Source organism: Pantoea dispersa, from assembly GCF_014155765.1.
In the GTDB taxonomy this organism is placed as follows: Bacteria; Pseudomonadota; Gammaproteobacteria; order Enterobacterales; family Enterobacteriaceae; genus Pantoea; species Pantoea dispersa.
The window spans coordinates 680,440-699,831 of sequence record NZ_SCKT01000001.1 but is presented as its reverse complement, the minus strand read 5'-3'; the positions used below and the strand labels follow the sequence as shown (position 1 = coordinate 699,831).

The following is a 19,392-nucleotide window of genomic DNA, read 5'->3' as shown; positions in this document are numbered from 1 at the left end:
CCGCTATTCCATTACACTCTGTGCGGCAATCCCGCTGAAAAACGCCTCTTTCCTGTTGAGTCATCATGAGTTCACCCGCGCCACCTGACGATCACGACGAACCTTTACGGCAACCGCTGGATGATGCGCACTTCGCCATTGTGGTACTTGCAGTGACCTCGGTTACCCTTATAATCTTCGTCCTGATGCTTACATTATGGATGAGCTGAGGCCAGCAACCGACTACGGACGCCCGCAAGGAGATGTCGATGGAATCCCGGGATGACAAACTGATCGCCATCATTGGACTGCTTTCCGCCTGCCTGATCGGCGTAGTGTTCCTTTTCACCATGACCTGGCTGACGGACGTGCGCCATCCAGCCGATCCGTCACTGGATGTACAAACCTGCCCGCCCAAAACCGCCAGCCCGGTGCAGCACTCTTAATCCTGGGTGCGCCATTTAATCTGCTGACTGCGTAACTCCAGCGCCAGCGCTTCGTGCAGGGTGCGATTGCCATTGGGATCGCTCAGACCAAACAGCGCGCCAGGCGAGCGCCGATCGTCGGCCCACGCCGGATACTCCACCACCGGATAGAGCGAAATGCCTTCCAGCGCCACGCCCTGCGCTAAGGCCAGCCGCGCTTCCTCACTGACATGCCGCAGCCAGGGCGCGCGCGCGTCGCCTTCCGCGCCGGTTTCTGCCAGCAGCAGCGGGCGCTGATAACGCTGCCAGCACTGCATCAGCAGCCGGTGCAGCGGCTGACGCTGCGGGTGGTCGGGCGGAATGGTGTCGCCGGAGAAGAACCAGTGGTTGTCGGGATAATAGTTCAGCCCCAGGATGTCGAGAAAATCGGGCTGACCACCCAGCTCCGGCGCATCGCGTCCTGCCAGCCAGTCCCAGGCTTCAAACTGCGCCTGATACTGGCTGTCGGCATAGGGTTTGCTGTCGGGGTTATGCGGATCGGCGGCGATCTGCACCAGCGGGTCGGTCAGCACGAAGCGGGCGTCCGGATAGACGTCGCGAATGGCGTGCATGGCCGTCAGCGAGGCGCGCACCAGCTGACGTTTCAGTTCGCGACCTCGCGCGCTGGCGTAGGGATCGAGCCACGAGACATCGGCGCCGGCCCAGGACCAGAAGGATATCTGATTGATAGGCGTAAAGAACGGCTGCTCCACGCCCTCATCCCGCATCAGCTCAGCCATGGCGCGCGCGAAGCGGCCAAAGTGCTCCACAAACGCCGGCTTCCAGATATCGAGATGATCGGGGTAGCCAAAGTGCGCCAGCTCCCAGATGATTTGTAAATCATGACGCGCCGCCGCGTGAATCATCGGCAGAAAGGTGCGCCAGTCGTATTCACCTGGCGTGGCCTCAATCAGGTGCCAGCGGGCGCCGTCGCGCGCGGTGCGCAATCCCTCCTGCGCCAGCGCGGCGTAATCTTTCTCCAGCAGCATGTCGTGGCCGCTGCTGATGACCATATCCAGTCGTCGCCCGCCGCTGCGGCAGGCGGTAGAGCAGGGGAAGCTGCCCTGAAAAAAGCTGCGAAATAGCCGGGGCTGATGGCGCGGGGATAGCTGAGTCATGATCTTCTCCTCACGAAGAACGCCGGATGCAGAACGCCTGGCTAAGTCTAGACTAAATTAACGCCGCACCCGACGCGGAAGTAGACGGCTCTGATTGCCTTTACGTGCGGTGATACCAACAATAACAGCTTCAGGGTAAGCAGGGATTGAGTATGAGCGAAGCGGCACTGCGTTCCTCACGCGAACGGCCGGGCGACGGGCTGAGAGAACATGCGCAACAGCAATGTGCCCGTCATCCGGGACTGAGCGGCATTCATCCGCTGAACGATGGGCTGGATGCGTTTGCGGCACGCTATCTGCTGATGGGCATGGCGCAGCACACCATCGACGTCCAGTATTACATCTGGCACAACGACATGTCCGGACGCCTGCTGTTCAGCGCGCTGCTGGATGCGGCGGAGCGCGGCGTGCAGGTGCGCCTGCTGCTGGATGACAACAATACGCCCGGGCTGGATGAAACGCTGGCCGAACTCGATCGGCATCCGAATATCGCCGTGCGGCTGTTTAATCCCTTCTCGTTTCGAACCCTGCGCGCGCTGGGCTATCTGACTGACTTCGCCCGCCTGAATCGCCGGATGCACAACAAAAGCCTGACCGTGGACGGCGCGGTAACGCTGGTGGGTGGCCGTAACATCGGCGACGAATATTTTGGCACCGGCAATGAGCCGCTGTTTACCGATCTCGACGTGCTGGCGCTGGGACCGGCGGTAGATGAAGTGGCGGAAGATTTCGCCCGCTACTGGCACAGCAAAGCGGTATCGCCATTGCGCAGCGTCGTGGACACCGGCGCACCGCCGCATGAAGCGGTGCGTTTACCGCCGGAGTGGCAGCAGAGCGAGGCGGTGCAGCGCTATCTGGCGCGGCTGGAGAAATCTTCGTTTGTCAGCCAGCTGGAGCAGGGCTCGTTGAGCATGACCTGGGCACACACGCGGCTGTTAAGTGACGATCCGCGCAAAGGGCTGGGCAAAGCGAAGCGCTCCTCTTTGCTGCCGCAGCGCATGCTGGAGGTGATCGGCACGCCGCAGCAGCAGTTCGATATCATCTCGGCCTATTTTGTCCCGACCCGTGCCGGGGTGGCGCAGCTGCTGGCGCTGAAGCGGCGGGGCGTTAAGATCGCCATCTTAACTAACTCGCTGGCCGCCAATGATGTCACCGTGGTTCACGCCGGCTATGCGCGCTGGCGCAAGAAGCTGCTGCGTCACGGCATTGCGCTCTACGAACTAAAGCCGCAGGCCAATGCCGCGGATGCCCCGCACGATCGCGGCCTGACCGGGAATTCCGGCTCCAGCCTGCACGCCAAGACTTTCACCGTCGATAACCGCAAAGTGTTTATTGGCTCGTTTAATTTCGATCCGCGTTCGGCGGTGCTGAATACGGAGATGGGGCTGGTGATTGAGAGCGAAGCGCTGGCGCAGCAGACCCATCAGCGCTTCAGCAGCGGCATGCGCGACCGCGCCTGGGCACTGCGACTGGATAAGTGGGGCCGCGTTAACTGGGTGGAGTACAGCGGCGAAGCGCGGGAAGTGGTGCATAAGCACGAGCCGCAGTGCACGCTGTTGCAGCGTTTGCTGGTGCGGCTGGTATGGCGTCTGCCGGTGGAGTGGCTGCTATAGTCGGGCTGCACCGCGCGCAGCCCGGCGGGTAAGCACGCCGTTACGTCTGCGCGGAGGTCTCTGGTTTGCGCTGCGGCTTGCCGGAGAACAAAAAGCGCAGCAGCGGGATACGCAGATGAATCTCGTACAGGGCAAAGGCAACGCCAAACACCATCAGCAGGCCGACAAAGAAGCCCAGCGTATTACTGCTGATGTGTGGCGTAACGTAGATGCCGTACAGGATGGTCAGCGGATGGTGCACCAGATAAATAAACAGCGACGCGTTCACCAGATACATGATGCGCGGCGAGTGGCTGTTCAGCAGCTTGTGGCCGAAGCTAAAGCAGACGTTCAGCATACACAAGCCCATCAGCGTAGAAATGATGGCATCAAGCTCGTACAGCCAGCCTTCACCGCTGCTGTAGCGCTGATTCAGGCTGTACGCGATAAACACCGCAATGGCACCAAAGCACATCACCGGATTAAAACGCACAAACAGCGCTTTCAGCGCCTGATGTTTCCAGCTCAGCGCACCCAGCATAAAGAACGGCAGGAAGAACAGCGACTGCATAACCGCAATGCTGAACAGGCCATCCATTAACAGCGCGGGAGCAAAGTGGAAAATCAGCCGGCGGAAGGCGCACCACACCAGCGCATAGGCCAGCAGGGCCAGCGTCAGCTTGCCCCAGCCAACCTGCTGATAATCGATGCGGCGCTGCTGATCGCGCAGCCAGCGGAAGCTCAGCATGCCAAACGCGGTCAGAATCACCAGTACCAGTAAAAACCACAGGTGCGAAATCAGATCCCACATCAGCGCGTTGTACTTGTCATACAGCGAGAAGTTTGCCCAGTCGCCGACTTTGCTGGTGAGATTTTTCAGCATAAAAAACTGTGGCAGGGTAATGAGCGGCACCGCAGTTAACAGCGGAATGCCGACGCGCTCCAGCCGCACCTTCAGCCAGCGGTTGGGCTGATAGCGCAGATAGAGCATATATGAGAAATAACCTGAAATAACAAAGAACACCTGCATGCGGAAGGCGTGAATAAAATCATTCAGCACCGTCAGCCACAGTGAGGCGTCCTGGCTGTTAACCGACCAGCGTTGGGTCGAGTAAATCAGCGAGACGTGGAAAGGCACGCCCAGCAGCATTAAATACGCTCGAATCGAGTCGAGGAAATATTCACGTTCGGGTTTTGCTGAACTCATAAGCTTCCGGTTTGTCAGTTTACTTGCCGGTTTCACCCTGAAACCGGATTATGCCGGACGAAATTCTACCGGCTGTAAACAGCGTATACTATCAGGTGAATCTGTTTCTTAATCTTCCGGGTTTAATTATCCGAAAAGTACACTTTCGGCTTACGAATCAGGGGAACAATCTTTTACATAAGCTGTCGGAAAACCGAATAATCCTTTAAGATAAATGGGTTTGATCTAAGCACACGAAAGGGGGGGATGTGCTGACTAAAGTGAAGAATAATGGCGGGCTGGTGAAGATGCGCTGGGTAGGCGCAGCAGTTCTGCTGGCGTTGTACGCCAACAATAGCTGGGCGTTCAACATTGATGATGTGGCAAAGCAAGCTAAGGCGCTGGCAGGGAAAGGTTTTGAAGCGCCAAAAAGCAATTTACCCTCTCAGTTTCGTGAAATGAAGTTTGCTGACTATCAGCAGATCCAGTTTAACCACGACAAAGCATACTGGGGCAAACTGCGCACGCCGTTTAAGCTCGAGTTCTATCATCAGGGCATGTATTTCGACACGCCGGTGAAAATCAATGAAGTCACCGCGTCTTCGGTACGTGAAATCAAATATAACCCTGACTACTTCAATTTCGGCAACGTGAAACACGATGCCGATGCGGTGAAAAACCTCGGTTTTGCCGGTTTCAAAGTGCTGTATCCTTTAAATAAAAAGGGTAAAGACGATGAGATTACCAGCTTCCTGGGTGCCAGCTATTTCCGCGTGATTGGCGAAGGCCAGGTGTATGGCCTGTCGGCGCGTGGTCTGGCGATTGATACCGCGCTGCCTTCCGGTGAGGAGTTCCCGCGCTTTAAAGAGTTCTGGATCGAGCGGCCGAAGCCGCAGGATAAACAGCTGGTGATTTATGCGCTGCTGGATTCTCCGCGCGCCGCCGGTGCCTATCGCTTTGTGATCCAGCCGGGCAAAGAGTCCACCGTGGACGTGCAGTCTAAAGTGTATCTGCGTGACAACGTCGGCAAACTCGGCGTAGCCCCACTCACAAGTATGTTCCTGTTTGGCGCTAACCAGCCGTCGCCGGTCAGCAACTTCCGTCAGGAACTGCATGATTCAAATGGCCTGTCGATTCACGCCGGAAATGGCGAGTGGATCTGGCGTCCGCTCAATAACCCGAAACACCTGGCCGTCAGCACCTTTACCATCGAAAACCCGAAAGGCTTCGGTCTGCTGCAGCGTGGCCGTGACTTCAGCCATTACCAGGACCTGGACGACCGCTATGATCTGCGTCCAAGCGGCTGGGTTGAGCCGCAGGGCGACTGGGGCAAAGGCCGCGTAGAGCTGGTGGAGATCCCGACGGCAGATGAAACCAACGATAACATCGTGGCCTTCTGGACGCCGGAGAGCCTGCCAGAGCCAGGCAAAGAGATGAACTTCAAATACCGTCTGCACTTTACGCGTGATGAAAACCAGCTGCACCAGGACGATGTGGCCTGGGTGAAAGACACGCTGCGTTCTGCGGGCGATGTGAAGCAGTCTAACCTGGTGCGTCAGCCGGATGGTTCCATCGCCTTTACCGTGGACTTTGTCGGTAAAGCGATGAGCAAGCTGCCGGAAAACACCCAGGTGGCGCCGCAGGTCAGCGTCGGTAACAACGCCGACGTGGTCGAGCAGAGCGTACGCTACAACCCGGTCACCAAAGGCTGGCGTCTGGTGCTGCGTCTGCGCGTCAAAGACAACAAGCAGCCGACCGAAATGCGTGCGGCGCTGGTAAGCGGCGACAAGACATTGACGGAAACCTGGAGCTATCAGTTACCTGCCAATGAATAAATCGACTTATTTACCTCAATCTTATGTGGAGGCGCTGCCGCTTGATGCGGCAGCACGCGCCACGCTCAGCGCCTCGCTGCAGAATGCGCAGGCGTTTCATGCCATTCACAGCGCGCTGGGGCAGGATATCGCCGCCAGCGAACGGCCGGACGATGCGCCGCTGAAATCGGTCTCGTCGCGCGTATCCATGGCGTGGCCGGATTCGCTCGCCGATGGCCAGCAGCTCAGTAAAGATTACCTCGACCGCACCACGCTGAAGGCGATGCCGCCGGTGAAGCGTTCGCTGATGTTCCCGGAAGCCTGGCGTACTAACCCGATCGCGCGCGCCTGGGATTCACTGCGCGGGCAAAAAGGCAACCCACGCTATGCCACGGTGGAAGAGCAGAAAGCGGAAGACAAATGGCGCCACGTAGGTTCCATGCGTCGCTATGTGCTGCTGATTCTGACCATTCTGCAGACCGTGGTCGCCACCTGGTACATGAAAACCATTCTGCCGTATCAGGGCTGGACGCTGCTCGATCCGGTCGAGCTGTTTAACCAGAACTGGCTGCAGTCGGTGGAGCTGATCCTGCCGTATATTCTGCAGACCGGCATCCTGTTCCTGTTTGCCATCCTGTTCTGCTGGGTATCGGCCGGTTTCTGGACCGCGCTGATGGGCTTCCTGCAGCTGCTGATCGGCCGCGATAAGTACAGCATCTCGTACTCGACCACCGGTGATGAGCCGCTCAATCCGGAACATCGCACCGCGCTGATCATGCCAATCTGTAACGAAGACGTGGAACGCGTGTTCGCCGGTCTGCGCGCCACCTGGGAGTCGGTGAAACGCACCGGTAACGCGGAGCATTTCGATGTTTACATCCTGAGCGACAGCTACGATGCCGACATCGCCATCGCCGAGCAAAAAGCGTGGATGGAGCTGGTGCGGGATGTCGGTGGGGCAGGCAAGATCTTCTATCGCCGTCGTCGCCGCCGCGTGAAGCGTAAAAGCGGCAACATCGATGACTTCTGCCGTCGCTGGGGCAGCAACTACAGCTACATGGTGGTGCTGGACGCCGACAGCGTGATGAGCGGTGAGTGTCTTACCGGTCTGGTGCGCATGATGGAAGCGAACCCGAACGCCGGTATTATCCAGTCCTCGCCAAAAGCGTCAGGCATGGATACGCTGTATGCGCGCTGTCAGCAGTTCGCCACCCGCGTTTACGGGCCGCTGTTTACCGCCGGTCTGCACTTCTGGCAGCTGGGCGAATCGCACTATTGGGGGCACAACGCCATCATTCGCGTGCAGCCGTTTATTGAACACTGTGCGCTGGCGCCGCTGCCGGGTGAAGGCTCCTTCGCCGGTTCGATTCTGTCACATGACTTCGTGGAAGCGGCGCTGATGCGTCGTGCCGGCTGGGGCGTGTGGATCGCCTACGATCTGCCGGGTTCTTATGAAGAACTGCCGCCGAACCTGCTGGACGAGCTGAAGCGTGACCGTCGCTGGTGCCACGGCAACCTGATGAACTTCCGTCTGTTCCTGGTAAAAGGCATGCACCCGGTGCACCGCGCGGTGTTCCTGACCGGCGTGATGTCCTACCTGTCGGCGCCGCTGTGGTTTATGTTCCTTGCGTTGTCGACCGCCCTGCAGGTGGTGCATACGCTGATGGAACCGACCTACTTCCTGCAGCCGCGTCAGCTGTTCCCGGTGTGGCCGCAGTGGCGTCCGGATTTGGCGATTGCGCTGTTCTCCACCACGCTGGTGTTGCTGTTCCTGCCAAAACTGCTCAGCGTGGTGCTGATCTGGTTTAAAGGGGCGAAACCGTACGGTGGCGCATTCCGCCTGTTCCTCTCGCTGCTGCTTGAGATGCTGTTCTCGGTGCTGCTGGCACCGGTGCGCATGCTGTTCCACACCGTGTTTGTGGTCAGCGCCTTCCTCGGCTGGGAAGTGGTGTGGAACTCGCCGCAGCGTGACGATGACGCCACGCCGTGGAGCGAAGCGTTCCGTCGCCATGGTTCACAGATGCTGCTGGGGATTGTCTGGGCCGTCGGGATGGGCGTGCTCGATCTCAACTTCCTGTGGTGGCTGGCGCCAATCGTCTTCTCGCTGATTCTGTCGCCGTTTGTCTCGGTGATGTCGAGTCGCGCCACGGTCGGGCTGAAGAGTAAGCGTGCCAGGCTGTTCCTGATCCCGGAAGAGTATGAGCCGCCGAAAGAGCTGGTCGACACCGATCACTATCTGCAGCTGAACCGGGAACGTGCGCTGAAGCATGGCTTTATGCATGCGCTGTTCAATCCGGCGTTCAACGCGCTGGCGACGGCGATGGCGACATCGCGCCATAAGCAGAGCGCACTGCTGGATCACGCACGCGATCGCCGCGTCGATCAGGCATTGAGCGATGCACCGGAAAAACTGAATCGCGAACAGCGTCTGCAGCTGATCAGCGATCCGGTGGTGCTGGCGCGCGTGCACACGCGTTTGTGGGAAAGTGCGGATAAATATCATCAGTGGGTAGAGAGTTATCAGAAACTCACGCTTAACCCGCAGGCGCTGCCTCAGCGCGCCTGACAGGCTAACGGTGATGAAAAAGCGGCAGCGATGCCGCTTTTTTTATGCCTGCGCTTCAGCGAAGTGCTTAACGCGCCTCACACAATCTTTACGCATAAAGACATAGCGGTTTAGCTGCACCCGCAGCTAAAATGGCTCGATGACACGTGCCAGTGTTCCTGAGCACATTTAAACAGTCACTGACGCACATCAGAATCAGGGGTGTCAGTTCAGGGTGAGTAAATGCAGTGAAATATTGCCTGAAGTTAATCGCGCTGTGCGCCGCCATTTTGCTGCTGACGGGCTGTGGCAGCATTATCAGCCGCACCGTACCCGGACAGGGGCACGGCAACCAGTACTATCCAGGCGTGCAGTGGGATGTGCGTGACGGGCCGTGGCGCGTGCTGACCATTCTCGATCTGCCGCTGTCGCTGGTGATGGACACGCTGCTACTGCCGGTTGACGCACAGCACGGCCCGTACGAGTAACTTACGCCCAGTTGTCTGACGGACTGTCGTCGTCTTCCCACTCTTCGGCCGCTGCTTCGCCTTCTTCCAGGTCGCGCGGCGGCTCCAGCTGAAATTCGCCTTCATCCCATTCGTGCAGGGTATTTTCCGACTGCCACTCCTGGCGCAGCTCAATTTCATCGAAATTACCGTCGAACACCGCCTGCGCCGCTTCACCGCTGCAGATTGGCAGGCATTCGCCCTGGCCGTCTTCGTCAGCGAAAAACTCCGCCTGCCACATAATGTCGCCATCCTGCATCACGTACTTCTGCAGCGCAAACTGGCTGACACTGGCGTCATCCTGCTCCAGCTCAGGCTGGCTGGCGAGGAACTCTTCGCGTGCGGCTTCAATGGCTTCTTCTAACGTACTATACAGGCTCATCTGCAACTCCTTGTCAGTGCAAAAAGGGATTTCACAGAAGAATAGACGAAAATTGGCGGCTGTCAGGGCGGGAGAGAACAATGACGGGGTGGATGCGTAAAAAGTCATCCACCCGCGCCGGTTACATCATTTTTTGCGGAAAGTGCAGAACCGGTCGTACCGACTCGCGTAACACGGGTGCAGAATAACGGATGCAGCATTTAATACAGGGCTTCACCTTTTTAAAATTAATTCGTGCGGTGGCCAAAGCCTGATTTAAATTATAGAGCGTACCGATGAACACCATATCCTCCTTAACCGGCAGACGTTTACACTCTTTCCGATGCAGCAGATGGTAACCCTCCTGATCGGTACTGATCGTCACGTAGTAGTAGATACCTTTATTCATATTATGTGTCCTGAATATATTTGCTGTGTGTAATCTTTTTATATTTTTAAACGCGCAGTTAACGAGCTAACTGTCAGGGTCGAAACTAACTGGATTCGATCGGGCTAACCAATTCCATAAAGATATATTAAAGATGAATTTTTAATCAAAAAAGAATATGGCAGTTAACTTTCAGACAAATACTTGTTTAATCAGTAAAATTTATTAGATAAGTAAACAAGACGGCAAGCCTGAGTAAAATTAAATAGGAAAAGGCCTGGAAGTCATCAAAATCAGATCCGCACCCGTCATATTTACGCATATTGCCGTACAAACTCAGGCAATGAAAAGCAGCGGCGGGCGAGGGAGAACGCGTCGGCGTAGCAGCGAAAAACCGTGATTAATTCGTAAGATAGCAGCAGTCAGCGTAAAGGGTGTCGTTGACTTGAGTGTCGCCGTGTGGAAGGCATAGCAGTTCAGGCTGGGCCTTTTTTTGCGTGCCACTGCGCAGACAATCACGTGAATTAAGGCAAATGTGCGGTAAATAACGCGGGGCATTGATAATACCCCGCAACCGATTAATAGCGTGAAGGCTGCCCTTCAGGCCGGGTTTTAAAGCGGCGATGCAGCCACATATACTGCTCAGGCGCCAGCAGCACCGTCTCTTCCACCACTTTATTCATTACGATAGCGGTATCCAGTTCACTCTCCAGTGAGAATTTGTGGCGGATATCCGGCATCATTTTCAGTTCGTAGCCGCGGCCGTGCGGCAGGCGGCGTGCCAGGAACGGCACCACGCTCGGATTAGCCAGACGAATCAGCATATGCGTGCCGGTGGTGGTCGCGGCTTCCTGAACGGCAAAGAACGGGGCGAATACACTGCTGCGCGGGCCGTAGTCGTGATCGGGCGCATACCAGATGATGTCGTTGTTCTTCATGGCGCGGATCATGCCTTTCAGATCTTTGCGATCCAGCATGCTTTTATTGGAACGCATGCGTCCCCAGGTTTGCAGCCAGTCCAGTAACTTGTTGTCGTTAGGGCGATACACGCCAATGCCCGGGTTGTACATGCCAAACACGCGCGCACCCAGTTCCAGCGTCAGGAAGTGCATGCCAATCAGCAGGATGCCGCGCTTTTGGGCCAGCGCCTCGGTAACGTGCTCCAGGCCGCTGGTGCTGACCCATTTACGAATACGCCAGTCCGGCCAGAACCACGCCATGCCGGTCTCAATCAGCCCCATTCCCACCGATTCGAAATTGTGCTTCACCATGGCTTCACGTTCGCTGGTCGGCATATCCGGGAAGCACAGCGCCAGATTGCGTTGCGCGACCTGAACACGACGCTTCATAAAACGCATGGCAAGGCGTCCCAGCCCGCAGCCAGTCACGTACAGCAGCGGGTAGGGCAACAGCACCAGCACATAGAGGAAACCGATGCCCAGCCAGGTCAGCCAGTAGCGTGGATGAAGGAGTTCGCGGGTAAATTGCGGAAGTTGCGTCATGGAAATATCAATGTCCTGCGTCGTGTACCAGAGAGTCCGGTTTCTGTAATTGGCCGGGATTATGCCATTTTTTCTCTCTGACTGAAATCAACCATCCGTGCGTCAGCGCACGACGAACAGCATTTCTGCGCAGATATTGGCGAGCATGACGCAGAACCCCGTCGATTGTGGCTGACGGCAGGAGAATTGCACCAGAGGCTTTGCATCACGCTCAATTCAGGTATCATATGCGCGCTAAATTTCTCTGATTGCTAACAGGTGTTCACCATGCCAGTGTTACACAACCTCGTTTCCAATAAAGAGCTGAAAGAACGTATGCTGGCCGAAACCGAGCCGCGTACCACAGTCTCTTTTTATAAATACTTCCAGATTGCCGATCCACAGGCATTCCGCGACCGTCTCTATGTTGCCTTAACCCAGCTGAAGGTGTTCGGCCGCGTCTACGTGGCGCAGGAAGGGATTAATGCACAAATCAGCGTGCCGGCCAGTCGCTATGAGGCGATGAAGGCGATGCTCTATGCCTTTGACCCGGCGCTCGACAATCTGCGCATGAACATCGCGCTGGATGACGACGGCAAATCGTTCTGGGTGCTGCGCCTGAAAGTGCGCGATCGCATCGTGGCTGACGGTATTGAAGACGGTAGCTTCGACGCCAGTAACGTCGGTAACTATCTCAAAGCGGCCGAAGTCAACGCCATGCTCGACGATCCGGATGCGGTGTTTGTGGATATGCGTAACCACTACGAATACGAAGTGGGCCACTTCGACAACGCGCTGGAAGTGCCAGCCGATACGTTCCGCGATCAGCTGCCGATGGCGGTGGATATGCTGCAGGCGCAGAAAGACAAAAAAATCGTCATGTACTGTACTGGCGGCATCCGCTGTGAAAAAGCCAGTGCGTGGATGAAGCACAACGGTTTTGATGATGTTTACCACATTGAAGGGGGCATCATCGAATATACCCGTCGCGCGCGCGAGCAGGGTTTACCGGTGCGCTTCAAAGGCAAAAACTTCGTGTTTGACGAGCGTATGGGCGAGCGTATCTCTGACGATATTCTCTCCAGCTGCCACCAGTGTGGTGCGCCGTGCGACAGCCACACCAACTGCGTCAATGACGGCTGCCATCTGCTGTTTATTCAGTGCCCGAGCTGTGCGGAAAAATATCAGAACTGCTGCAGCCCGCTGTGCATGGAAGAGTCGAAACTGGCGCCGGAAGAGCAGCGCGCGCGCCGCGCTGGCCGTGAAAATGGCAACAAAGTGTTCAATAAATCGCGCGGTTTACTCAACATGACCATGGCGATCCCCGTGCCGGACAAAAAGTAACGGCTTAACAGCCTGGCGTATTGCCGCCAGGCTGTACTGCCCATTACTGACGCACACCTTCCACTGAAATGATCAGCTCGGCTTTTTGTGAGGCCGGACCGAGATCTTTGCTGATGTTGAACTCTTTCAGCACAATTTCGCCGCTGGCGGCAAAGCCGGCGCGATAACCGCCCCACGGATCCTTGCCTTCCCCAATCAGCTGCGCATCCAGCGTGATCGGCTTCGTTACGCCGTTGAGCGTCAGGTTGCCGGTGATCTTATAATCCTTGCCCTGTTTTTTAACCTCAGTCGAGCTGAAGCTGGCCTGCGGGAATTTGCCGGTATTGAGGAAATCCGCGCTGCGCAAATGCTTGTCGCGCTCGGCATGGTTGGTATCGAGGCTGTTGGTATTGATGGTCACGTTGACCTTGTCCGCGGCCGGATTGGCTTCATCAAAGGTAAAGCTGCCATCAAAATCTTTAAAGCTGCCGTACAGCCAGCTGTAGCCAAGATGCTGAATGCGGAACTGAACAAACGCGTGCTGACCCTCTTTATCAAACTTATACTCAGCCGCGCTGGCACTCAGGCTGGTCGAAAAGAGGGCAGCGGCGCTGAGCGCCAGCAGGGTTTTCCTGATCATATTACTTTTCCTTTTCAGAGGTTAAGGGGATGCGGTAACCGAGCATCCGTTTCAGCGTCATGTCGCGATCGACAAAATGGTGTTTCAGCGCGGCCAGGGTGTGCAGGGCAGACAACAGCACCAGAGCCCACGCCAGCCATAAATGGACCTCACCGGCGACATCGGCCTGCTCACCCGCGCCGCTAAACAGTGCCGGTACCTCAAACCAGCCAAACACTGAGACCGGCTTGCCGTCTGCGGTAGAGATCAGATAGCCGCTGATCAGCAACACCAGCAGCAGGCCATACAGCAGCCAGTGCGCAGCATGGGCGGCACGGCGTACGTGCGGCGAGTAACTGTTGAGCGGTGCCGGCGGCGGCGATATCACACGCCAGCACAGGCGCAGCAGCAGAGCGCCAAACAGTAAGATGCCGATGCCTTTGTGAATCTCAGGGGCGCTGTGATACCAGCCGTCGTAATAGCCAAGTCCGACCATCCATAAACCCAGCGCGAACATACCGTAAATCGTCAGCGCCATCAGCCAGTGCAACGCAATGGTTAACGCACCGTAATGCCGTGGAGAATTACGCCACATAGTTAAGCCGTTATCAGGAAATAAGTGGTAATGAGAATCTACAACCTGAAATAGAAAATCAATCGTCCTTACTTTTCTATAACTTTGAATTTAGGGGTTCGATATATATGGCGAAAGGCTGGCGGTGTAATTCAATAATTCTGAATAGATAAGCAAAAAGCAGTTTTAGCCCTGGCGGCAATGGGTATTGCTTCACCAAATGCGCCATAAACGCGGGAGGAAAGTAAATCTGTGTCAGGAAAGGTCAATAACTGCCAGTGCGCTCCGCACCGGCAGCAACAAAATCAGGCAAAACGCGTAAGTGAGAAGGGCGTGAGGTCAAAGGAGAACGGTTTATTCTGCGCAAATTCGCTGGCCAGTTCACCCAGCACGCTGGCGAATTTAAACCCGTGGCCGCTCAGGCCGGTGATAATCAGTCGGTCAGGCTCGCCGGGCAGGGTATCGATAATAAAATCTTCATCCGGCGTGTTGTCATAGCTGCAGGCTTCACCATGCAGGCACACGCCTACGCCTGGCAGAAACTGGCGCAGGAAGCTAAAGGCTTCGTTACCGTCAGCGGCGATGCTGCCGAACGGTTTGCGGTCCGCTGGCGTCTGCATCGGCTGACCGCCATCGTGGCGTCCCACTTTCAGGGCATTATTGTCTGCCGGGAAACCGTAGAAATGGCTGCCATCCGGCATCTCTACCGTAAAGCCGGGGAACTGGTTATTTTCGCTGTAGCGCCCATCGGCCTGATACCAGGCAAACACCTTGCGCACCGGCGTAACGGGCAGATTGTCCACCAGCTGACTGACCCAGGTGCCGGCGCTGATCAGTAGCTTGCGCGCGCGGAATACGCCATCGCTGGTGGTGACCTGCTGCAGATCGCCCTCGCGGCCAATCGCGCTGACCGGGCAGTTAAACAGCTGCGCGCAGCCAGCCTGTTCCGCCAGCTGCACCCAGCTGCGCACCGCCTGTTCGCATTTCAGGAAGCCAGAGTTGGGCTCAAACACGCCGACGTAGCCGTCCGGTACGCTAAGCTGCGGCCAGCGTTTACGCACCTCATCGGCCTGTAACACCTGCACCGCTAACTGCCAGCGGTTAGCACTGTCGATTACGTTGTGAATGAAATCCGAGCTGGCCGGCGCCAGATTAAGAATGCCGCTGCGGTGCATAATGCGTTCGCCGCTCTGGCGCTCCAGCTCATCCCATAACGTCTGGGCGCGCAGCACCAGCGGCACGTAGCGTTCACCTTCGCCGTAAGCATGACGAATCAGGCGGGTTTCGCCGTGATGCGTCCCCTGGCTGTGGGGCGGGTGCACGCTGTCGATCATCAGCACCGACAGGCCCGCCTGGGTTGCGTAGAAACCCGCGGCAGCTCCGACGGAACCACCCCCCACCACAATCAGATCATAAACCATGACGACATCACTCCTGCAAAACGGCGATTTTTTTCAATAGCATATCAAAAGAGTGCGCCCATGAAAAAGGCACCCTGTAGGGTGCCTTTTCACGCGATGGTGATGATTAGTGCTTGCGATTATCGCGTAGGTATTGCTCAGTGGACTCGATCTTTGCAATGCCAGCTTCGAGGATAGAGATAAACTGTCTGGCTACGTCAGTTGTCAGCCAGTATGTTGGGCCCACGTCAGCTTCTTCTTCTTTCTGGTCCTGCGATGATAGCGAGTGCAGGCGGATCATCATGGCGTCATAGCTGTCAACGGTGCTGATATCCCATCCCACCAGCGGATGGGTCTGGATGACGTCTTTACTTCTGTCCATTATAACCTCCTTATTACTCGTTAAACGAAGTGCTTTCGAGGTTCAATGCGTCTGTATCTTGCACTAGCGAGATAATTATAACATGGAATTAACAGTACAGTAGTTAAAAAGTGTGGTGACTAAAAACACAGCAAAATAAAAGCAGCCAAAAGCCGGTTTTCAACGAATAAATAAACGCCTTACGCAGCTGGGTATTTATTGTCGCAGCGCAACGTGTCGTCATACCGATTATCGGCATCCCAGCATTAAAACTTTAACGGGCTGAACGCCAGGGTAAAAATCTGAAATTATCCCTGCGACTCGGCAGGCAACTGCCCTTTGCGCCGGTGGATCTCGTCCGCCAGCCGGGCAAAATGCTGCTGTAACTGAGCGTCATGATTCTGGTTTTGCGCTTCGAGCGTCAGATTGTGAGCCAGCAGCTGGCTGGCGCGATCGTCCAGACAGAAGGTCAGCGTAGCAAAGGCATTTTCCAGCACGGTCAAACGGCGTTGCTGTTCAGCAATGAAGGCCAGTAATTCCCCAAACGTCATTGCCTCTTCTGGTTTTTCAGTAGTCATGTGCAACACACCTCCTGTAAGCACGACGAGGCAAGAATAGGACATCGTTTAATCAGAGTCTAGCTGGCGCGGGTTTTTCTGGCGAGCGGGAAATAAAAACAAAAAAGCCGGGCGGCGGGCCCGGCAAAAACGGCACAGTGGCGGTTAATCGGTAATAAACCAGTCGTCAGCGCTTTCCCAGGTTTCCTGCAAAATATCGCTGATGCGGTCGCGTGATTCTTTACAGCCGCCAAACACGCTGAGCTGGTTACCACCGGCATAGCGCACTTTGACGTGATGATTGTCGTCGGGAAAATCGCGGGAGATACGGCGAGTGAGTTCAGCGCTCAGTGCATCCAGTGCACCGGCGGGAAGGGGCTGAGTCTTTGCTACGGTAATTTCAACACGCATAAACGCCTCCGGGATAATATACTGGTTATTTGTACAGTATAAAATTCCCGAAGGCAAGCGGCAGATGATTATTCTTTGATGCGCCAGTTAAGGGTTTCACCGGCGAGGAACGGAACCAGCGTATCGTCAGCGACCGTGATGCTCTCCTGCACCGTCCACGGCTCACGCACCAGCGTCAGGGTACCGTCGTTGAGCGGCAGGCCGTAGAACCTGGGGCCGTTCTCAGAGCAGAAGGCTTCAAAATGCTCCAGTGCGCCAAGCTCTTCAAACACGGTCAGATAAGCGGGCAGCGACGTCGGCGCATTAAATACGCCGGCACAGCCGCAGCTGGCTTCTTTCAGATGGCGCAGGTGCGGTGCCGTGTCGGTGCCCAGGAAGACACGACGGTTGCCGCTTGCCACCAGGTTACGCAGCGCTTCCTGATGAATGTTGCGCTTCAGAATGGGCAGACAGTAGAGATGCGGGCGCACGCCGCCCACCAGCATGTGGTTGCGGTTGAACATCAGATGCTGTGGCGTAATGGTGGCGCCAAGCAGTTCATTGCCGGCGGCAACATACTCCGCAGCTTCCTTCGTGGTGATGTGTTCCATCACCACTTTCAGGCCCGGGAACTGCTGGCGCAGCGGCTGCAGCACGGTTTCGATGAAGCGCGCTTCACGATCAAAGATATCAATGTACGCATCGGTGACTTCGCCGTGCACCAGCATCGGCATGCCGATTTCCTGCATGCGCTCCAGCACGCTGGCAATTGAGGCAATGTTGGTGACGCCATGGCTGGAGTTGGTGGTGGCGTGTGCCGGATAGAGTTTTGCCGCCGTAAAAATACCGCTGCGGAAGCCGCGTTCAATTTCGTCCGCATCAAGCGAATCGGTGAGGTAACAGGTCATCAGCGGCGTGAAGTGATGCCCAGCAGGCAGCGCCGCCATGATGCGTGCGCGATACGCTTCGGCAGCCGCAACGCTGGTGACCGGCGGAACCAGATTTGGCATGACAATCGCACGACCATTCACCGCGCTGGTATAGGGCAGCACTGCATTGAGCATCGCGCCATCGCGCAGGTGGATGTGCCAGTCGTCAGGGCGGCGAATCGTGATTTGCTGGGGTTGGGCTGTCATTCAAAAAGGCTCCGGCTGAGGTGAAAACGAAATGGCTCGTTTAGGCCGGGGACTAATCATAAGGGGGCGGGCAACCGTTTGCACGGGATTTTGCAGTGCGGGAGAGAAATAACCACAGGCGCGGCAGGTTGCGCGGCAGGCGCGGGCGGAATAATGCCGGCATCCTGCCACGCTATGCAGGGCCGCCACTGAGAACGGCCGCTTGCAACGTTAATCGGTAAACGGAATCACCAGCTGGCCAGGCTTCACTTCCAGCCCTTTAGCCAGTTTCTTCGCCAGCGCCTCGCCCTTGCTGCGGTCGGCACTCAGCACGTAGGCGGGTTTTTCATTGAAATAGCGCTTGAGGGATTCGTTCAGATACGGCGTAAGGGTTTTCATGATCGACGCCATCTTCTCAGGTTGCACCTGCGCGTCGACGATTTCGAGGTCCTGCAGATAGATGGCGCCCTGCTGCGCGTTGTACACCGGTTGCGCTTTCATCTTCAGCTGCATTTCGGCCTGCTGCGGACCAAACAGCGAGCTGACGTTGATGTTGGCTTTACCAGACAGCGTCACTTTGCCGGGTTCTTCACGGCCAATCTGGCTGCTCAGGTCGGTCAGTACAATATGGGCATTCACCAGCCCGGACACGCCGATGTCTTTCTCGTAGTTGTTGCGCTTTTGCAGCGCCTGATTCACTTCCTGCTCGCTGATGGTGTATTGCGTCAATTGGTTACAGCCGCTGAGCAGCACGGCAAAAAACAGGGCAAACAGCCCGGGAAACGCCTTCTTCATCATTTCTTCTTCCTGGTTGATACGGCCAAACAGCCTTAAGCCTGCCTGATTCAGGGCCAGGTGTCACCAGGAGAGAGATGAGAAACGCAGCCGCGCGCTTCTCATCACAGCGCCATCAGGCCGCAATCGACGACAGCAGATTCACCTGCGTCTGTTTCGCCATATTATCGCGGTAGTCGGCGACGCGGCTCGGCCATTCGATACCGGAAACCAGCGTCAGCGAGCGCAGCAGCGGAAACAGATGAATGTCATCCTCAGACAACTCGCCGTTCACCGCGTTGGGTTTGACGATCAATTTATCCAGCTGGCGCAGATCATCACTGATATTTTTGATGAAACCCGGGGCATGCTTACGCAGTTCGGCAAAGTCACCGAGGCTGGCCTGTTTCTTTTCGCGGAAGTAATCACGTGCTTCGGGGGTGGCGAATTCAGCAAACGCGGCCTCGGCGATGCGCGGCAGCAGCAGCTTGTTGATGTAGCCATTGACCCGTCGCAGCCAGTCGGCGATGGCGGGATTTTGCTTGCCGGTCAGCAGCGGCTGGCGATCCTGATTATCGACAAAGCGCACAATATCCATGCTCTCTGGCATCGCACTGCCATCGGCTTTTTGCAGAATCGGCGCCATTTTCTGGCCAATCAGCTTTTTCGGCGTTGCTTCATCGTCATTGAGCATCACAATCAGCTCAACCGGCAGGTTTTTCAGGCCAAATATCATGCGTGCTTTGACGCAGAAAGGGCAGTGATCGTAGATGTAAAGTTTCATCCCGTTTCTCCTGTGATTCTCAGGGTGACGGAGGTCACCCTTTTTCCGGACGTGCGGGAAG

Annotated in this window: 20 protein-coding genes; 6 read left to right on the top strand and 14 right to left on the bottom strand. The window is 56.4% G+C overall.

Translation table 11 applies throughout. The annotated features are described in order from the left end of the window. Positions 1-248: 248 nt before the first annotated feature. Positions 249-425, top strand: coding sequence for a hypothetical protein (locus tag H7K56_RS03370; RefSeq protein ID WP_021506450.1), 177 nt, complete (start codon positions 249-251; stop codon positions 423-425). On the opposite strand, the gene H7K56_RS03365 is transcribed toward H7K56_RS03370, so the two are convergent. Beyond that, positions 422-1,561 carry a beta-glucosidase gene (locus H7K56_RS03365; RefSeq protein ID WP_150360966.1) on the bottom strand — a complete coding sequence of 380 codons (1,140 nt, stop codon included), beginning with the start codon at positions 1,559-1,561 and terminating at the stop codon, positions 422-424. The two genes, H7K56_RS03370 and H7K56_RS03365, sit on opposite strands and share 4 nt — an antisense overlap. A 152-nt stretch (positions 1,562-1,713) precedes the next feature. Between H7K56_RS03365 and H7K56_RS03360 the strand changes: the two genes are divergently transcribed. Then, positions 1,714-3,174 carry a phospholipase D-like domain-containing protein gene (locus H7K56_RS03360; RefSeq protein WP_021506448.1) on the top strand — a complete coding sequence of 487 codons (1,461 nt, stop codon included), beginning with the start codon at positions 1,714-1,716 and terminating at the stop codon, positions 3,172-3,174. A gap of 40 nt (positions 3,175-3,214) precedes the next feature. On the opposite strand, the gene mdoC is transcribed toward H7K56_RS03360, so the two are convergent. Continuing rightward, the gene (mdoC, locus tag H7K56_RS03355) at positions 3,215-4,360 is read right to left on the bottom strand and encodes a glucans biosynthesis protein MdoC (protein ID WP_021506447.1); all 1,146 of its coding nucleotides are present in this window, start codon (positions 4,358-4,360) and stop codon (positions 3,215-3,217) included. A 278-nt stretch (positions 4,361-4,638) separates the two neighbouring features. Between mdoC and H7K56_RS03350 the strand changes: the two genes are divergently transcribed. From H7K56_RS03350 to H7K56_RS03340, 3 genes are all read left to right on the top strand, one after another. Then, positions 4,639-6,174: a glucan biosynthesis protein G gene (locus tag H7K56_RS03350; RefSeq protein WP_182688977.1), complete on the top strand. Its 1,536-nt coding sequence runs from the start codon at positions 4,639-4,641 to the stop codon at positions 6,172-6,174. Next, entirely contained in the window at positions 6,167-8,719 is a 2,553-nt protein-coding gene (gene mdoH / locus H7K56_RS03345; RefSeq protein ID WP_058780762.1) for a glucans biosynthesis glucosyltransferase MdoH, read from the top strand. The genes H7K56_RS03350 and mdoH overlap by 8 nt, the downstream gene beginning before the upstream one ends. 227 nt (positions 8,720-8,946) lie before the next feature. Further along, a complete protein-coding gene (locus H7K56_RS03340; protein ID WP_021506444.1) occupies positions 8,947-9,186 on the top strand; it encodes a YceK/YidQ family lipoprotein in 240 nt (79 codons plus the stop codon). 1 nt (position 9,187) lies between these two features. Here the strand turns inward: H7K56_RS03340 and H7K56_RS03335 are convergent, their stop codons facing one another. From H7K56_RS03335 to H7K56_RS03325, 3 genes are all read right to left on the bottom strand, one after another. Beyond that, positions 9,188-9,586: a MysB family protein gene (locus H7K56_RS03335; protein ID WP_021506443.1), complete on the bottom strand. Its 399-nt coding sequence runs from the start codon at positions 9,584-9,586 to the stop codon at positions 9,188-9,190. A gap of 121 nt (positions 9,587-9,707) precedes the next feature. Beyond that, the gene (locus H7K56_RS03330; RefSeq protein ID WP_021506442.1) at positions 9,708-9,974 is read right to left on the bottom strand and encodes a hypothetical protein; all 267 of its coding nucleotides are present in this window, start codon (positions 9,972-9,974) and stop codon (positions 9,708-9,710) included. 557 nt (positions 9,975-10,531) lie between these two features. Then, complete coding sequence (locus H7K56_RS03325) at positions 10,532-11,455, bottom strand: Kdo(2)-lipid IV(A) acyltransferase (RefSeq protein ID WP_021506441.1); 924 nt, start codon at positions 11,453-11,455, stop codon at positions 10,532-10,534. Between the two features lie 267 nt (positions 11,456-11,722). Between H7K56_RS03325 and trhO the strand changes: the two genes are divergently transcribed. Next, positions 11,723-12,778, top strand: coding sequence for an oxygen-dependent tRNA uridine(34) hydroxylase TrhO (gene trhO / locus H7K56_RS03320; RefSeq protein ID WP_141495574.1), 1,056 nt, complete (start codon positions 11,723-11,725; stop codon positions 12,776-12,778). A 43-nt stretch (positions 12,779-12,821) separates the two neighbouring features. Here the strand turns inward: trhO and H7K56_RS03315 are convergent, their stop codons facing one another. The 9 genes from H7K56_RS03315 to grxB all read right to left on the bottom strand — a co-directional run bounded on the left by H7K56_RS03315 (position 12,822) and on the right by grxB (position 19,331). Next, entirely contained in the window at positions 12,822-13,397 is a 576-nt protein-coding gene (locus tag H7K56_RS03315; protein WP_021506439.1) for a YceI family protein, read from the bottom strand. A gap of 1 nt (position 13,398) precedes the next feature. Then, a complete protein-coding gene (locus H7K56_RS03310; RefSeq protein ID WP_104092803.1) occupies positions 13,399-13,971 on the bottom strand; it encodes a cytochrome b in 573 nt (190 codons plus the stop codon). A gap of 284 nt (positions 13,972-14,255) precedes the next feature. Beyond that, positions 14,256-15,371, bottom strand: coding sequence for an N-methyl-L-tryptophan oxidase (gene solA / locus H7K56_RS03305; protein ID WP_150360965.1), 1,116 nt, complete (start codon positions 15,369-15,371; stop codon positions 14,256-14,258). Positions 15,372-15,477: 106 nt separating this feature from the next. Further along, a complete protein-coding gene (bssS, locus tag H7K56_RS03300) occupies positions 15,478-15,732 on the bottom strand; it encodes a biofilm formation regulator BssS (protein ID WP_021506436.1) in 255 nt (84 codons plus the stop codon). Positions 15,733-16,019: 287 nt separating this feature from the next. After that, positions 16,020-16,289 (bottom strand): hypothetical protein, encoded by a 270-nt coding sequence (locus H7K56_RS03295; protein WP_010617279.1) that lies wholly within the window; start codon positions 16,287-16,289, stop codon positions 16,020-16,022. A 144-nt stretch (positions 16,290-16,433) separates the two neighbouring features. Further along, entirely contained in the window at positions 16,434-16,679 is a 246-nt protein-coding gene (gene dinI / locus H7K56_RS03290; RefSeq protein WP_021506435.1) for a DNA damage-inducible protein I, read from the bottom strand. Positions 16,680-16,747: 68 nt separating this feature from the next. Continuing rightward, positions 16,748-17,794, bottom strand: coding sequence for a dihydroorotase (gene pyrC, locus H7K56_RS03285; protein ID WP_150360964.1), 1,047 nt, complete (start codon positions 17,792-17,794; stop codon positions 16,748-16,750). A gap of 210 nt (positions 17,795-18,004) precedes the next feature. Then, positions 18,005-18,568 (bottom strand): lipoprotein, encoded by a 564-nt coding sequence (locus H7K56_RS03280; RefSeq protein ID WP_021506433.1) that lies wholly within the window; start codon positions 18,566-18,568, stop codon positions 18,005-18,007. Between the two features lie 115 nt (positions 18,569-18,683). Further along, complete coding sequence (gene grxB, locus H7K56_RS03275) at positions 18,684-19,331, bottom strand: glutaredoxin 2 (protein ID WP_021506432.1); 648 nt, start codon at positions 19,329-19,331, stop codon at positions 18,684-18,686. Positions 19,332-19,392: the final 61 nt, after the last annotated feature.

Bases quoted from the DNA above. Each gene is read 5' to 3' on its own strand.
- solA (WP_150360965.1), bottom strand. From the start codon at position 15,371: ATGGTTTATGATCTGATTGTGGTGGGGGGTGGTTCCGTCGGAGCTGCC.
- bssS (WP_021506436.1), bottom strand. From the start codon at position 15,732: ATGGACAGAAGTAAAGACGTCATCCAGACCCATCCGCTGGTGGGATGG.
- H7K56_RS03315 (WP_021506439.1), bottom strand. From the start codon at position 13,397: ATGATCAGGAAAACCCTGCTGGCGCTCAGCGCCGCTGCCCTCTTTTCG.
- grxB (WP_021506432.1), bottom strand. From the start codon at position 19,331: ATGAAACTTTACATCTACGATCACTGCCCTTTCTGCGTCAAAGCACGC.
- H7K56_RS03360 (WP_021506448.1), top strand. From the start codon at position 1,714: ATGAGCGAAGCGGCACTGCGTTCCTCACGCGAACGGCCGGGCGACGGG.
- mdoC (WP_021506447.1), bottom strand. From the start codon at position 4,360: ATGAGTTCAGCAAAACCCGAACGTGAATATTTCCTCGACTCGATTCGA.
- H7K56_RS03310 (WP_104092803.1), bottom strand. From the start codon at position 13,971: ATGTGGCGTAATTCTCCACGGCATTACGGTGCGTTAACCATTGCGTTG.
- trhO (WP_141495574.1), top strand. From the start codon at position 11,723: ATGCCAGTGTTACACAACCTCGTTTCCAATAAAGAGCTGAAAGAACGT.
- H7K56_RS03335 (WP_021506443.1), bottom strand. From the start codon at position 9,586: ATGAGCCTGTATAGTACGTTAGAAGAAGCCATTGAAGCCGCACGCGAA.
- H7K56_RS03295 (WP_010617279.1), bottom strand. From the start codon at position 16,289: ATGACTACTGAAAAACCAGAAGAGGCAATGACGTTTGGGGAATTACTG.
- dinI (WP_021506435.1), bottom strand. From the start codon at position 16,679: ATGCGTGTTGAAATTACCGTAGCAAAGACTCAGCCCCTTCCCGCCGGT.
- H7K56_RS03330 (WP_021506442.1), bottom strand. From the start codon at position 9,974: ATGAATAAAGGTATCTACTACTACGTGACGATCAGTACCGATCAGGAG.
- mdoH (WP_058780762.1), top strand. From the start codon at position 6,167: ATGAATAAATCGACTTATTTACCTCAATCTTATGTGGAGGCGCTGCCG.
- H7K56_RS03280 (WP_021506433.1), bottom strand. From the start codon at position 18,568: ATGAAGAAGGCGTTTCCCGGGCTGTTTGCCCTGTTTTTTGCCGTGCTG.
- H7K56_RS03370 (WP_021506450.1), top strand. From the start codon at position 249: ATGGAATCCCGGGATGACAAACTGATCGCCATCATTGGACTGCTTTCC.
- pyrC (WP_150360964.1), bottom strand. From the start codon at position 17,794: ATGACAGCCCAACCCCAGCAAATCACGATTCGCCGCCCTGACGACTGG.
- H7K56_RS03325 (WP_021506441.1), bottom strand. From the start codon at position 11,455: ATGACGCAACTTCCGCAATTTACCCGCGAACTCCTTCATCCACGCTAC.
- H7K56_RS03365 (WP_150360966.1), bottom strand. From the start codon at position 1,561: ATGACTCAGCTATCCCCGCGCCATCAGCCCCGGCTATTTCGCAGCTTT.